This is a genomic window from Gelidibacter mesophilus DSM 14095, assembly GCF_000423005.1.
GTDB lineage: Bacteria > Bacteroidota > Bacteroidia > Flavobacteriales > Flavobacteriaceae > Gelidibacter > Gelidibacter mesophilus.
Genome location: NZ_AUHD01000001.1, coordinates 590,811 through 603,946 on the forward strand (window position 1 = coordinate 590,811; position 13,136 = coordinate 603,946).

Here is a 13,136-nt window from a genome sequence, read left to right on the forward strand (position 1 = left end):
TGTTTTTTTAACGGTTATGTGTTGAAAGACTAATTTGACTGTTGCTATTTTCGGAGGATAACATTTGGTAAATTTCTTGGTTGGCCTTATCCACAAACATCGTTTTGGTTGAGGTTTCTATGTTTTTTAAAAAGAATTTTCTGTCAATACTAGAAATCTGTTTGTTTTCATTGATATAAAAGCATGCCGGTACACCAAAGGAATGTTTATAGACTGCAAGCGCATTGTTGGAGATATTATGGCGTTCATCAGCATACGTTACAATGACATTTTTATTGTAATTCTTGGATTTCTTTTTTGCAATACTCTTCGTGTTCCAATATAAGACAATGATGTCTACCTTGCCTCTGTATATATCGGCAAGAGCGTTGATGGTTTTTATTTCTTCTTTGGTCTGAATGATCGCAGAATTTTTGGTAATTAGCAAAAACGGTCGTTCTATTTTAGCTGTTTGAAGGTTGCCTCCCGATACTTTACTGAGTTTTAAATCAGAAATATAGGTGTTTTTTAAATGTTTTATTAAGAGGGAATCAAACAGGATATCTACTTCATTTGGCGTATCATTTTTAATGGCGAAATCAGACTTCACATTAAATTTTTTTAAATGCTGGGCAAGCGCATCATCAAAATACACTTTTTCCTCTTGAGCAAAGAGCAGAGGAATGTAAGTAATAAGTAAAAGTATAAGTAGTTTTCTAAGGACCATTGGCCGAGGTTTTTGTTAAGGATGAGCAACTTAGGCTTTATTTAAAACATTCTCAAATCTTCTCGATAAGCGCTTAAAAAACCATGTTCATCTCCATAAAAAAGCACTTCATATAGAAGTGCCACGAATTTTATGAATTACTAAAATAATTCTAGAGTATTTTAAAATTATCAGGATGCTCTTTATTAAATGCTTCAAGATTTAAAAAAAAACAATTTCAGAGTTGTAAATTGCTAAAAACAGTTTTTTAGAATTGTTTTTTGATAATGAGCTTCACTACAAATATGCCTTTTTTGCGGAGAAATGAGACAATAAATATTATATGAATTTTTCTAGCTAATATTTTTTATTGATTCTGATTTCTTGTCTCTTACTCTTAACTTTCAAAATTTATTATAGTTATGCGATTGATTTCAATTTTTGTGTTTGACCAAATCAATAATTTCATCAGTAAATTTCCCAAAGAAACCTTGGCCTGCATATTGGGCGAAAAGTATTGTTTGTCCTTGCGTATTTATTTCAATACATCTCCAATTATTGTTTTTGTCCAAGCACATATCTAGGCTGACCAATCTGCATAGCGGAATATGATTTGCTATACTAATTGCATTTTTATTAAGTTCCTCAAAATGAGGGATAACAACATCTTTGAATCTGACTCTACTATTGGGATGTTCCAAGTACTTTACAGCATATTTGTTCACAGCATATTCATTAAGAGATCCATCTTCCTTAATATTGCATACGATGCCATTGCCAGTAAGATTGTCTAGTCCGCCATCTATCCCAAAACGTATGGAGTTATTTAAAACCTCAAACACGCCTGCTTTAGTTCTGTATAAACAGGTTCTTATAGAATTAATTCCAGAATTTATAGAATTTAAATAATCATTTTGCAAAATTAATTCTTGAAAAACGAGATGTTTGTTTTTTTTCATTCCATGTAAGAGCCCTGAAAAATTCTTTATCATTTCCACTCCCGCACCTCCTTTAGTATCTTTGCTAGGCTTTACAATAATGGGGAAAGAAATCTTTAAATTTTTTAAAAAAGCGTCAATATCTTCTATTATCTGCATATTCGAATCATAATAGATATTGTCTATTTTATGAAAATAGGATTTTGGAAAAAAATTTTTATTATCAAACCATTTTTCATAAATATTTTTGATATCAAAAAACATTAATTCTTTATAAATGTTTAACTTCGATTCAATCAAAGCAGCGAAAATGTTTTCAGGTACAATATTATAATCTATTTTGCCAGATAGATTATAACAAAGGATAAATGTTTTATGTTCAACTTTCAATCCTAAAACTGACCATTTTTCTTTATACTTTTTAATAATATCGCCATCAAGTCTATTAATAAATAAGACTTTATTTACATTTTTATTCCTAGCTTCAAATGCTTGAGTCCTATCATAGTAATAATATCTAAATCTCAAGAATTCTACAATTTTCTTTATTTTGTTTTTCATTTTTTGCACGGAATATTTAATAAAATTTTCGATACTTTCAATAATAATCTTTTTAGTAATTACTAACACTTTTTGAACTCAAATGAGATAATCTACTATTGTAAATATAACTTTTTTTCATGAAGGTATGATTAGCTCATTCAAATTTGTTGTCTAACGAAGATGGTGGCTATTGAAAATTCAATATTTACTTAATAACGAATGTTGCATCAGGAAATCAAAATTATTAAATATTGATTTGCAGAGATTGTTAGATTTTTGATATAATAATGGTAACGATATTGGTGATGAGAGCTTCTTTTTAATATGGCCTTGTAGTGAGTGTTCTTATGATATGGTAAGTTGTTAGATAAAAAGATTTGTAACTTATTATCACTACTATTCGAGAGTTGCGTTCTCTCTCCTTTTTGAATAGCTTAATAAAATATTGTATGAGACTTTGAAATTTAACGTCTTCTTCCCTGTCTATTTCCTCCGTAATGTTGATTAGGCATTTGTGCTTTTTTCATGCTGTCCTTCATCATTTTAATCTGATCAGCCAACATGTTACGCTTATCTAATTTTTGAGCTTCACTCAACAACATTTTAGCCTCTTGCGGTCTTCTTTTACTAAATGCAATTCCTGCTAGGTTTAATTTTGCCATGGCCATGTCGTGGTCCATAGCCAAGCCAAAGGTTAGGGCTTTTTTGAAATATTTTTCAGCTTCATTCATGTTGGTTTGAGATACCATAATACCATGAAGGTAATTATAATAACCTTCTTGTTTTTTGACCAAAGCACTAGAGGGGTTTTTAATTTTATCCAACCATTTTTTGGCGCCAACAAAATCTTGTTTTCGCAATCTTAAAAAAGCTAAGAGGATAAATTCATTTTTAAAATATAGAAACACAAAAATTGTAGAAAGTAAAATCAACATAATGCCATTCCCAATATACCCTTCTGTAAATTGATAGATGGAAAAAGCAATGATCAACGCGGTAATAACGAGTTTAATATTTTTATTATACATGATTAATTTAATATTTTATAAGTAATTGTAGATGTTATTTTAGTTGGAATGGTCATATCTGCGGCGTTCACTTGTGTGTCTCCACTATAAACACCCTCAACCGTAATATTTTTAAACAATCCTGTTTTTGAATTGGCAATAACAGATGTTTTTTGGGTGCCTACGAGCACCATTGTAACGTTTTCATCAATGTTTGACATCGTGGTATTGGCATTTCCAGAAACACTAAAACTATCGGCATCATAAGCCGTTAAAGTCCATGTGTTTTTGGATTCTAAGTCTCCCTGATAAATATTCTCCCAAGTGTCATTCACTTTTACGGATTGAGCAGGTAAAAAATAGGTCATCTGCTCAAAACTGTTAGAAAGTGCTGCACTTCCAAATTGTTTTTCAAACTGTGCCTTATTGGCCTCAATGGATTCTTTATCCGTTATATCAGCTGCTTTGAACATGGAGGCAATCAAATTCTCACCTCCAGAAATGGATCGGATCTTTCCAGTTTTTTCCATGATCATGATTACCGGAATGTTTAGAGTGCCTCTAAACATTTTGGAAGTGAGATCGCTATCATCTTCATTGGCCGTATCTGCATTCAGCAATTCGCCAAGTGATGGTGAACTCATGGTCATTTTCATCTGTTTGAAAATCATTTCTAAAGTAATAAGATTTTGGTCCACTTTAATCACCTTAAACTGCATAGCGCTTTTGAGATTATTATTGATCACTTGATCAACACCATTGATGTCTTGAATAATATGCTGTTTTGCCTGCTGTTCAACATTAAAAGAGTCATTTACCTTAAGGTCATATTGAAGTGCTTTTTGAGCGTTTACGGCCAAGGAAGAAAGAATAAAAAACAAAAGTGTAATGGTCTTCATGTATCGAATTAGAGAGTCTTATATCAGAGCACAAAGAAACTAATTTTTTTTAAGTTGACATTCATATATTTGGTGTAATTAATGCTGTTAGACCTATATTTGAGCTGACTTTTAAGGGAGCAGAATTATGTGAAGAAAATTTCACAAAAATATTTCAATATTAGATTTGTCAAAGTAAAAAGTCTTTGTATATTTGCCCGCAGTTTTGGAGAGAAGATCCGGACAATATTTTAGACTATACAAGATTATTTTAAAGATATAAAAAAATGAGCAAAAGAACGTTTCAACCATCAAAGAGAAAGAGAGTAAACAAACACGGCTTTAGAGAAAGAATGGCTTCTGCTAATGGTAGAAAGGTCCTTGCTCGTAGAAGAGCTAAAGGAAGAAAAAAGATATCTGTTTCTTCAGAAACAAGACATAAAAGATAATGATTAACAATTATTAATAATTAGAGGTGTTACTTAGGTGTAACGCCTTTTTTTGTACCTAATTCATACTTATTTTTGTGCGGGTAAAATTAAAATCCTTCGCAAATATCTTAAATATCCACACATATTTTTAACTTTTAGAACACTGAAAAATACCTCAACACAATGCCTAGAAACAAAGACATAAAATCTGTACTTATTATCGGATCGGGACCAATCGTTATCGGACAAGCTTGCGAGTTTGATTATGCTGGAACCCAAGCATTACGCTCACTTCGAGAAGACGGTATAGAAACCATCCTGATCAATTCAAACCCGGCAACTATCATGACTGATCCTACTATGGCAGATCATGTCTATTTATTGCCGCTTACTACAAAATCAATCATTAAGATCTTAAAGGAACATCCACAAATTGATGCCGTTTTGCCTACCATGGGGGGGCAAACAGCTCTTAATCTATGTATTCAAGCAGATGAAAAAGGAATCTGGAAAGATTTTGATGTTAAACTGATTGGTGTAGATATCAAAGCGATAAATATTACTGAAGATCGGGAAGAGTTTAAGGAATTAATGGCGCAAATAGGTGTGCCAATGGCCCCTCAGGCTACCGCAAAATCTTATTTGGAAGGCAAGGAAATTGCTCAAGAATTTGGTTTTCCTTTAGTTATTAGAGCTTCTTTCACGCTTGGTGGAGAAGGGGCATCCTTTGTGCATACTGAAGATCAGTTTGATGAATTGTTGACTCGTGGTTTGGAAGTTTCACCTATCCATGAAGTTATGATTGACAAAGCGTTGATTGGATGGAAAGAATATGAATTAGAGTTATTGCGCGATAGAAATGATAATGTGGTAATTATCTGTACTATTGAGAATATGGACCCAATGGGCATCCATACAGGGGACTCCATTACTGTAGCCCCAGCAATGACCTTATCAGACACTACGTACCAACGTATGCGAGATATGGCCATCCACATGATGCGCAGCATTGGCGATTTTGCTGGTGGATGCAATGTGCAGTTTGCAGTGAGTCCAGATGAAAATGAAGAGATAATTGCCATTGAAATTAATCCGCGTGTTTCTCGTTCTTCGGCATTGGCGAGTAAAGCTACAGGATATCCCATTGCAAAAGTTGCTGCAAAATTAGCTATTGGATATCATTTGGATGAACTATACAATCAAATTACGAAATCTACTTCTGCGTTATTCGAACCAACTTTGGATTATGTGGTCGTGAAGATTCCGCGTTGGAATTTTGATAAATTCGAAGGTGCAGACAGAACTCTCGGGCTTCAAATGAAAGCTGTGGGAGAGGTTATGGCTATTGGTCGCTCTTTCCAGGAAGCACTGCATAAAGCGACGCAATCCTTGGAAATTAAGCGTAACGGACTTGGTGCTGATGGCAAAGGATATAAGAGTTATGACCAGGTTATTGAAAAGCTAACTCACGCGAGTTGGGATCGCGTATTCGTAATTTATGATGCTATTCAAATGGGAATTCCGTTGAGCCGGATCCATAATATTACGAAGATAGATATGTGGTTTTTGAAACAATATGAGGAATTATATCATCTTCAAAAAGAAATTTCAACCTTCACCATTGATACTATTGAACATGATTTATTGTTGGAGGCGAAGCAGAAAGGCTATGGCGATAGACAGATTGCTCACATGTTGAAATGTTTGGAAAGTCAAGTTTACACAAAACGTGATGAGCTTAATATCAAACGGATCTATAAATTGGTTGATACCTGTGCTGCTGAGTTTGAAGCACAGACACCTTATTATTATTCTACTTTTGAAAACAGAGCAGAAACCGCTGATGGTACCATAATATCGGGCAATGAGAGTGTGGTGTCTGACAGAAAAAAGATAATTGTTTTAGGTTCAGGTCCTAACCGAATTGGCCAAGGTATTGAGTTTGATTATTGTTGTGTCCACGGTGTTATGGCAGCTTCTGAATGTGGCTATGAAACCATCATGATCAATTGTAATCCTGAAACGGTTTCTACAGATTTCGATATTTCTGATAAATTGTATTTTGAACCTGTGTTTTGGGAGCATATTTATGACATTATTCGTCATGAACAACCAGAGGGGGTAATTGTGCAACTAGGTGGACAAACGGCGTTAAAACTTGCTGAAAAATTGGATCGTTACGGGATCAAAATCATCGGAACAACTTATAAGTCTTTGGACTTAGCTGAAGATAGAGGTAGTTTTTCAAAATTATTAAAAGAAAACAATATTCCTTATCCAGAATTTGATGTTGCGACTACCGCAGATGAAGCTTTGGCAATTGCAGATGTTCTTGATTTTCCTATTTTGGTGCGTCCTTCTTATGTTTTAGGAGGTCAAGGCATGAAAATAGTGATCAATAAGAAGGAGTTAGAGGAGCATGTCGTCAATTTACTGCGAAGAATGCCAGATAACCAATTGCTTTTAGACCGTTATCTAGCCGGAGCTATTGAAGCTGAAGCTGATGCTATATGTGATGGTGAAAATGTATATATCATTGGTATCATGGAGCATATTGAGCCTTGTGGTGTCCATTCTGGAGATAGTAATGCCACTTTGCCACCTTTCAATTTGGGTGAATTTGTGCTGCAACAAATAAAAGATCACACTAAAAATATTGCTTTGGCATTAAATACAGTAGGATTGATCAACGTTCAATTTGCAATTAAGGATGATATCGTTTATATTATTGAAGCCAATCCAAGAGCATCCCGAACGGTTCCGTTTATTGCAAAAGCCTATGGAGAACCGTATGTTAATTATGCAACAAAAGTGATGTTGGGAGCTAAAAAGGTTACAGATTTTGACTTCAATCCAAAGTTGGAAGGATTTGCCATCAAACAACCGGTGTTTTCATTCAATAAGTTCCCTAATGTGAACAAACAATTGGGCCCAGAAATGAAGAGTACAGGAGAAAGCATCCTGTTTATTGATAGTTTAAAAGATGACGAATTTTATAATTTATATTCGAGACGTAAAATGTATTTGAGTAAGTAAGAACTTCATAACATTTATGGTAAGAGCCATCAACATTGATTTTGTGTTGATGGTTTTTTTATGCAATGGAGGGAATGCTCATTAGGTACAAAAGTCCAATTAATATGGCAATCCCAAAACTAATCAGGGTTCCAATTAGTATATACTCTGTCAACTTACGTTCCTTTGATTCTTTAAGATCGCCAAACCGGAATACAGATTTAGCGGTGATCAGAAATCCTACAGCTTCCCAATGATTTAAGATCACGAAAACAAAAACCAGTACACGTTCTAAAATTCCTATATATTTTCCTGCATCTTTAAGTGATTCATTGCCTTCAGTTAGCTTTGAAATATTCCATTTTAAAAAGATGGTCTTCATAATGATGGATACGGGAATGGTTAAGAACAATATACAGGTTAGGAGCAGAAGTGTTTGATCTGTAATTATGGCATCCAAATCAACAGTATTTGCTTCAAAAATCCAATAGACAGCTAAAATGACCAGAATGTGTAACACTTGATCTACAAAGAATAATATCCGAATGGTCTTTTTCTTTTGGAGAGTGAGCTTTAAAGCGTCAATGATAAAATGTGAGATACCAATGATTAGAATTAATGGCCATTTTGAAACATCCCATAGAATGAGAAACAATAAAACGATATGGATGAGTACATGCAGATAGAGCTTTGGTGATTTTAATTTTTTCTCCTCCTTTTCTTTGACCCAAGAATAGGGTTGAAGGAAGAAATCTCCAATAAGATGTGCGAGGATAATTTTTATCAGTATCATGCGAGTAGCTGTGTTATTTTTTGACGATAAAGTTGTTCCAATTGCATAATGAGGTCCATATGCGCGCGTTTCTGCCTTCCGCTCACAGCATTTTGATTGATGCCAATATGCTTACCAAGTTCTTCTTGAAGCGCCTGTGGTTGCTCCATATGTAATTTCACAATTTCAGCAGAATTAGGCGTCCAATCATCCATGATGGCTAAGGCTAGTTTAAAGTATAAATTAACTTCTTGATCAAATTTTTGGTTTGTGGTCTTGATTTTTAGATTGACTTTTTCTTTTTTTAAGTTTTCTAAAGTCTCGCCAGAAAATTGAAATGCTTCGCCGTTGGATTCTACAATACTTTTTCCACTAAATGTTTTTACGCCTATACCTATAGCTATTCTTACATCCAATCCTTTTATGGTTTTTATACAGGCTTTAATGTATATGGCCGCTTTAAGACTTTCAGCAATATCCTCTAGTTCCAATTGAAAGCTGTCGCCTCTATATATTTCCCATTGAGCATCGTTTTGGGCACATGCGGCTAATGCTTCTCTTAAGGTAGAAAGCCATAGTTCAGGATTCTTGATGGATCTTGATTTTATAATGTCCCCGGTCAAAATACTTGTCATATCCGCTTAGTTTGAAAGTTGTCTTTACTATCATCTCTATAGATGATAAATTATATTATCATATTTATATGTGATATTATTTATTATCACTTTTTTAGATGATATTCAAATATATCATTTATTTCTAAGATATACAAGTTATGGAATCGCAACCTTAACTTTGTAATCTTCTAAAATATGTAAATAATTCTCTGAAGAAAAGTTTTTCTCTTTAAACTCTTTTCGTCTTAAGCGTTTCATATCATTACGTTTTAAACATTTTAAAAAGCGTCTGATTTCTTGTTTGTCGTTTAAAATGAGGCCTGGAACTTCTACAGATTTACCATCATCATCTTTGGCAACCATAGTAAAATATGAAGAATTACAATGTTTTATGGCACCTGTTCTAATGTTTTCAGCTTCTACTCTAATCCCAACCACCATAGAGGTATTTCCTACATAATTAATAGAGGCTTTCATGGTCACCAACTCTCCAATCTCAATGGGATTTAAAAAATCAACGGTATCTACAGAGGCTGTAACACAATAGGTTTTGGAATGTTTTGAAGCACATGCAAAGGCAATCTGATCCATTAGATTAAGAATATAACCGCCATGAATCTTTCCGTTAAAATTGGAATTGGAGGGTTGCATCAATTCAGAAATTAAGATTCTTGAGGCATCTACTTCTTTATAGTTGGATTGGTCTGTCATTTTATTCGTCATCAATGGCGCGTTTTAAAAGTTTCTCGTTTTGTTGTTTGCTGGCCTTGGCACCTAGTGCTTTTAGGGTTTCCACCCGTTTGATCAAGTTTCCTTTTCCTGTTAATTTGACCATTGCACTTTCATAAGATTTTTGAACAGTGCCTATCTGAGTGCCAACCTTGACCAGTTCTTCAGTCAAATTCACAAAGGAATCATACAGACGTCCTGCTTGTGTGGCAATTTCTATGGCGTTCGCCTTTTGCTTTTCGTTTTGCCACATACTGTCTATCGTTTTTAAAACGGCAAGTAGTGTAGTTGGTGTGACAATAATAATATTTTTCTCAAAGGCATCGCTATACAAGGCGGGGTATTCCATAGAAGCAATGGCAAAAGCAGATTCGATAGGAATGAACAACAACACAAAATCAGGGCTTTCCATATCATAGAGTTGGTGGTAATTTTTTTCGCCCAATTCACGTACTCGTTTTCTAACCGATATCAGATGGTTTTTTAAATGTAAGGTGCGTTCTGATTCATCAATTTCATTGATATAGCGTTCATAAGCCACTAAAGATACTTTTGAGTCAACAATCATCTTTTTATCTCCAGGCAGAGAAATGACCACGTCCGGCATCACGCGTTTACCATCGTCCGTAGTAAAACTTCGCTGTATAAAATATTCACTATCTTTTTGTAAACCACTGCGTTCCATAACACGTTCCAAAACCAATTCCCCCCAATTACCTTGCATTTTGGTGTCGCCTTTTAGTGCTTTGGTTAAATTGGTAGTCTCTTTGCTCATTTGCTCGTTGAGCTCTTTAAGACCAAGAATCTGCCTGCGTAAATCAGCGCTCCTGGTGATGTCTTCCTTATTGGTTTCCTCGACACGTTTTTCAAAATGTTGAATTTTTTCCTGTAATGGTTTTAAAATGGCGTCAATGTTTTCTTTGTTCTGAACCGTGAATTTACTCGATTTTTCATCAAGGATCTTATTGGCTAAATTTTCAAATTCCTTCGAGAACTTTTCCTGTAACTTTTCAACCTCCGCTTTTTGTTCCTGATTTTTTAAAGCAAGATTTTCAAAGTCTGAATTCTTACGTGCCAGCTCCGTATTTAGAAATTCCTTTTCACTACGGATAAATTCGCGATCATTTTCCACTTTGCTCAGGTTTTCCTTTAGCGACAGAAGCTGAACTTCATTTTGTTGTTCCATTCTTTGAGCTTCTAAAGTAAACTGCGCTTTTGAATCTTGTAACTGTTGTTGAAGATTAATAATACGTTCTTCAAGCGTACTTTGTTGGCCTTTACTTTTGAGTTTGCTAATGGTAAAACCAATATAAGCGCCAATACCGCTAGAAATAAGAATGGAAATAATGAGGATGATGCTGTCGTTCATTTAAAAAATCAATTTTATCAAAGATAGATTTTTTTTGACTGACGATTGCTGAAGAACTGTTTTTAGGTAGTGAATGAAAATTGGAAGCATGAGGCACAGTCTTGGAAACTTAGAGCATTCTGATTTTTATAAATAAAAAATACAGAATTCTGTGCATAGACCAATGAAATTTATTTTCTCACCTTAAATGAGCCCGAATTTTCATCGAATACAATGAGATCTTCAGGAAATAAAGATTTAAATGTGCCATTCGATATGAGATGACATGGCTGTCCTGAAACGACTTTATTGTTGGTCATTACAATCATCGTGTCACATAGCTGTATGGCCAAATCAATTTCATGAGAAGAAAATAAAATGGTTTTACCCGTTTCTTTAGTTAATTTCTGAAGTAGTTTTAGGATATAGGCTTTATGGTACATGTCAAGATGCGTGGTGGGCTCGTCCAAAATTATCAAGTCGGTATCTTGGGCCATCGCGCGGGCAATCATCACTTTTTGAAGTTGTCCGTCGCTTAATTCAAAGCATTTTTTGGTTTTTAAAGCTTCAATATTGGTCTGATCTATTGCTTTATTAGTGATCTCAATATCATTTTGGGATAAATTTCCCACCCAATTGGTATAAGGTTGTCTTCCTAACGCAACCAATTCAAAAACGGAAAGATTTTTTGAAGTGATTTGTTCCGTCAACACAAGGCTCAGTTGTTTGGCTAAAGCTACCGGCTCGTAATCGGATAGGAGTTGAGAATTTATATAAACTGCACCGTGCAACGGTTCTTGAACATTGGTCAAAGTACGTAATAGCGTTGATTTACCAATACCGTTAGCACCTACCAAACCTACGAGTTGCCCTCTTTCTAATGTAATATTGATAGCATCAGCTATCACATTCTCCTTTTTTTTGGAAGTATAACCAATAGTAAGGTTTTTGGTTTCAAGAACGATATGTCGCTGTCCTGTTGTCATGGATTTAATTGTATGCTTCTAATTATTTTATCGGTACTATTCCTCAATCCTCGATCTTCAATCCCCAATTCTCAGTCTTTGGTCCTTCAATCGTCTGTCACCCTTCACCTGTCAGGATTATCCCTCTAAAAAAACATTTTCCGTTTTCTTACCAGTAACCAGATCACCACAGGTGCGCCAACCAAAGAGGTAATGGCATTAATAGGCAGCGTATAATCACTAGTTGGCAATTGTGCAATACTATCACAAATGAGCATCACAATCGCTCCAAAAAGAAAGACTGCGGGCAACAAGGTTTTATGGTTCGAGGTCGGGAAGATTTGGCGGGTTATATGCGGAATCGCCAAGCCAATAAACGCAATCGGACCTGCAAATGCCGTAATTGTCCCTGCTAATAAGCTCGTCGCTATTATAATGATAAGCCGGCTTTGTTTTAAGTTTAAACCAAGGCTTTTGGCATAATTCTCACCTAATAAAAGCGTGTTCAATCCTTTTATGCTAACGATGGTCATCAAAATACCGGCTAAATAAATTAAAAAGAAAATGAAAAGCTCGCTCCAGGACAAGTTTCCCAAACTCCCAAAACCCCAAAAAATATATTGTTGTAATTGTTCCGCCGAACTAAAATAGGAGAGTACACTGACTACTGCTGAAGTGATGCTTCCAAACATTAAACCTATGATAAGAATAGCCATGGTATCTCTAACGCGTAAAGAGACTAATATAACCGCCAATAACACTAAGAAACTTCCTAAGCTTGCCGCAATAACAATGCTCCATTTGGACATCAATACACTCGCCAATACACCTCCAAACAAACCAGATCCCAAGATGACCAGAGCCACACCTAAACTAGCACCAGAACTGATACCTAAAACAAATGGTCCCGCCAAAGGGTTTCTGAATAAAGTTTGCATCAACAATCCCGAAATCCCTAAGCCTGAACCCACCAAAATAGCGGTAAACGCTTTGGGTAAACGATAATCCTGAACGATGTATTGCCACGATTCATTTTCTATATTACCAATTAAACTCCCAGAAATAGCTTTGATAGGAATGGATACAGACCCTAAACTAATGTTTACGAAAAAACAAATGATAAGCAACGCTATCAATGTTAAGAATGGATATGTATAGTTGTTGTTCATAAATTTGAGACCTGATAGGTTTCTAAAACCTGTCAGGTA

At 35.0% G+C, this 13,136-nt stretch carries 12 protein-coding genes; 2 read left to right on the forward strand and 10 right to left on the reverse strand.

All coding sequences use genetic code 11. From position 1 onward, the window contains the following. Positions 1-7 precede the first annotated feature (7 nt). From G525_RS0102780 to G525_RS0102795, 4 genes are all read right to left on the reverse strand, one after another. Complete coding sequence (locus G525_RS0102780; RefSeq protein WP_027124795.1) at positions 8-706, reverse strand: hypothetical protein; 699 nt, start codon at positions 704-706, stop codon at positions 8-10. Between the two features lie 413 nt (positions 707-1,119). Further along, positions 1,120-2,184: a sugar-transfer associated ATP-grasp domain-containing protein gene (locus G525_RS0102785; protein ID WP_157491861.1), complete on the reverse strand. Its 1,065-nt coding sequence runs from the start codon at positions 2,182-2,184 to the stop codon at positions 1,120-1,122. 446 nt (positions 2,185-2,630) lie between these two features. Further along, positions 2,631-3,194, reverse strand: a complete 564-nt coding sequence (locus G525_RS0102790) for a tetratricopeptide repeat protein (RefSeq protein WP_027124797.1) — start codon at positions 3,192-3,194, stop codon at positions 2,631-2,633. Positions 3,195-3,196: 2 nt separating this feature from the next. Continuing rightward, on the reverse strand, positions 3,197-4,072 hold the full coding sequence (locus tag G525_RS0102795) for a DUF6263 family protein (protein ID WP_027124798.1): 876 nt from the start codon (positions 4,070-4,072) through the stop codon (positions 3,197-3,199). A gap of 266 nt (positions 4,073-4,338) precedes the next feature. On the opposite strand from G525_RS0102795, the gene rpmH reads away from it, so the two are divergent. Further along, the gene (gene rpmH / locus G525_RS0102800; protein WP_027124799.1) at positions 4,339-4,500 is read left to right on the forward strand and encodes a 50S ribosomal protein L34; all 162 of its coding nucleotides are present in this window, start codon (positions 4,339-4,341) and stop codon (positions 4,498-4,500) included. Positions 4,501-4,665: 165 nt separating this feature from the next. Then, the gene (gene carB, locus G525_RS0102805; RefSeq protein ID WP_027124800.1) at positions 4,666-7,518 is read left to right on the forward strand and encodes a carbamoyl-phosphate synthase large subunit; all 2,853 of its coding nucleotides are present in this window, start codon (positions 4,666-4,668) and stop codon (positions 7,516-7,518) included. A gap of 58 nt (positions 7,519-7,576) precedes the next feature. Here carB and G525_RS0102810 read toward each other — a convergent pair whose 3' ends face one another. The 6 genes from G525_RS0102810 to G525_RS0102835 all read right to left on the reverse strand — a co-directional run bounded on the left by G525_RS0102810 (position 7,577) and on the right by G525_RS0102835 (position 13,097). Further along, positions 7,577-8,290: a DUF3307 domain-containing protein gene (locus G525_RS0102810; RefSeq protein WP_027124801.1), complete on the reverse strand. Its 714-nt coding sequence runs from the start codon at positions 8,288-8,290 to the stop codon at positions 7,577-7,579. After that, positions 8,287-8,904 (reverse strand): hypothetical protein, encoded by a 618-nt coding sequence (locus tag G525_RS0102815; protein ID WP_027124802.1) that lies wholly within the window; start codon positions 8,902-8,904, stop codon positions 8,287-8,289. The genes G525_RS0102810 and G525_RS0102815 overlap by 4 nt, the downstream gene beginning before the upstream one ends. 138 nt (positions 8,905-9,042) lie before the next feature. Next, positions 9,043-9,609 (reverse strand): acyl-CoA thioesterase, encoded by a 567-nt coding sequence (locus G525_RS0102820; RefSeq protein ID WP_245577715.1) that lies wholly within the window; start codon positions 9,607-9,609, stop codon positions 9,043-9,045. Beyond that, positions 9,599-10,984 (reverse strand): DNA recombination protein RmuC, encoded by a 1,386-nt coding sequence (locus tag G525_RS0102825; RefSeq protein ID WP_027124804.1) that lies wholly within the window; start codon positions 10,982-10,984, stop codon positions 9,599-9,601. The genes G525_RS0102820 and G525_RS0102825 overlap by 11 nt, the downstream gene beginning before the upstream one ends. Positions 10,985-11,154: 170 nt before the next feature. Next, complete coding sequence (locus G525_RS0102830) at positions 11,155-11,949, reverse strand: ABC transporter ATP-binding protein (RefSeq protein ID WP_027124805.1); 795 nt, start codon at positions 11,947-11,949, stop codon at positions 11,155-11,157. Between the two features lie 125 nt (positions 11,950-12,074). Further along, a complete protein-coding gene (locus tag G525_RS0102835) occupies positions 12,075-13,097 on the reverse strand; it encodes a FecCD family ABC transporter permease (protein WP_027124806.1) in 1,023 nt (340 codons plus the stop codon). Positions 13,098-13,136 lie beyond the last annotated feature (39 nt).

Bases quoted from the DNA above. Each gene is read 5' to 3' on its own strand.
- rpmH (WP_027124799.1), top strand. From the start codon at position 4,339: ATGAGCAAAAGAACGTTTCAACCATCAAAGAGAAAGAGAGTAAACAAA.
- G525_RS0102830 (WP_027124805.1), bottom strand. From the start codon at position 11,949: ATGACAACAGGACAGCGACATATCGTTCTTGAAACCAAAAACCTTACT.
- G525_RS0102790 (WP_027124797.1), bottom strand. From the start codon at position 3,194: ATGTATAATAAAAATATTAAACTCGTTATTACCGCGTTGATCATTGCT.
- G525_RS0102780 (WP_027124795.1), bottom strand. From the start codon at position 706: ATGGTCCTTAGAAAACTACTTATACTTTTACTTATTACTTACATTCCT.
- G525_RS0102810 (WP_027124801.1), bottom strand. From the start codon at position 8,290: ATGATACTGATAAAAATTATCCTCGCACATCTTATTGGAGATTTCTTC.
- G525_RS0102815 (WP_027124802.1), bottom strand. From the start codon at position 8,904: ATGACAAGTATTTTGACCGGGGACATTATAAAATCAAGATCCATCAAG.
- G525_RS0102825 (WP_027124804.1), bottom strand. From the start codon at position 10,984: ATGAACGACAGCATCATCCTCATTATTTCCATTCTTATTTCTAGCGGT.
- G525_RS0102835 (WP_027124806.1), bottom strand. From the start codon at position 13,097: ATGAACAACAACTATACATATCCATTCTTAACATTGATAGCGTTGCTT.
- G525_RS0102795 (WP_027124798.1), bottom strand. From the start codon at position 4,072: ATGAAGACCATTACACTTTTGTTTTTTATTCTTTCTTCCTTGGCCGTA.
- carB (WP_027124800.1), top strand. From the start codon at position 4,666: ATGCCTAGAAACAAAGACATAAAATCTGTACTTATTATCGGATCGGGA.
- G525_RS0102820 (WP_245577715.1), bottom strand. From the start codon at position 9,609: ATGACGAATAAAATGACAGACCAATCCAACTATAAAGAAGTAGATGCC.
- G525_RS0102785 (WP_157491861.1), bottom strand. From the start codon at position 2,184: ATGAAAAACAAAATAAAGAAAATTGTAGAATTCTTGAGATTTAGATAT.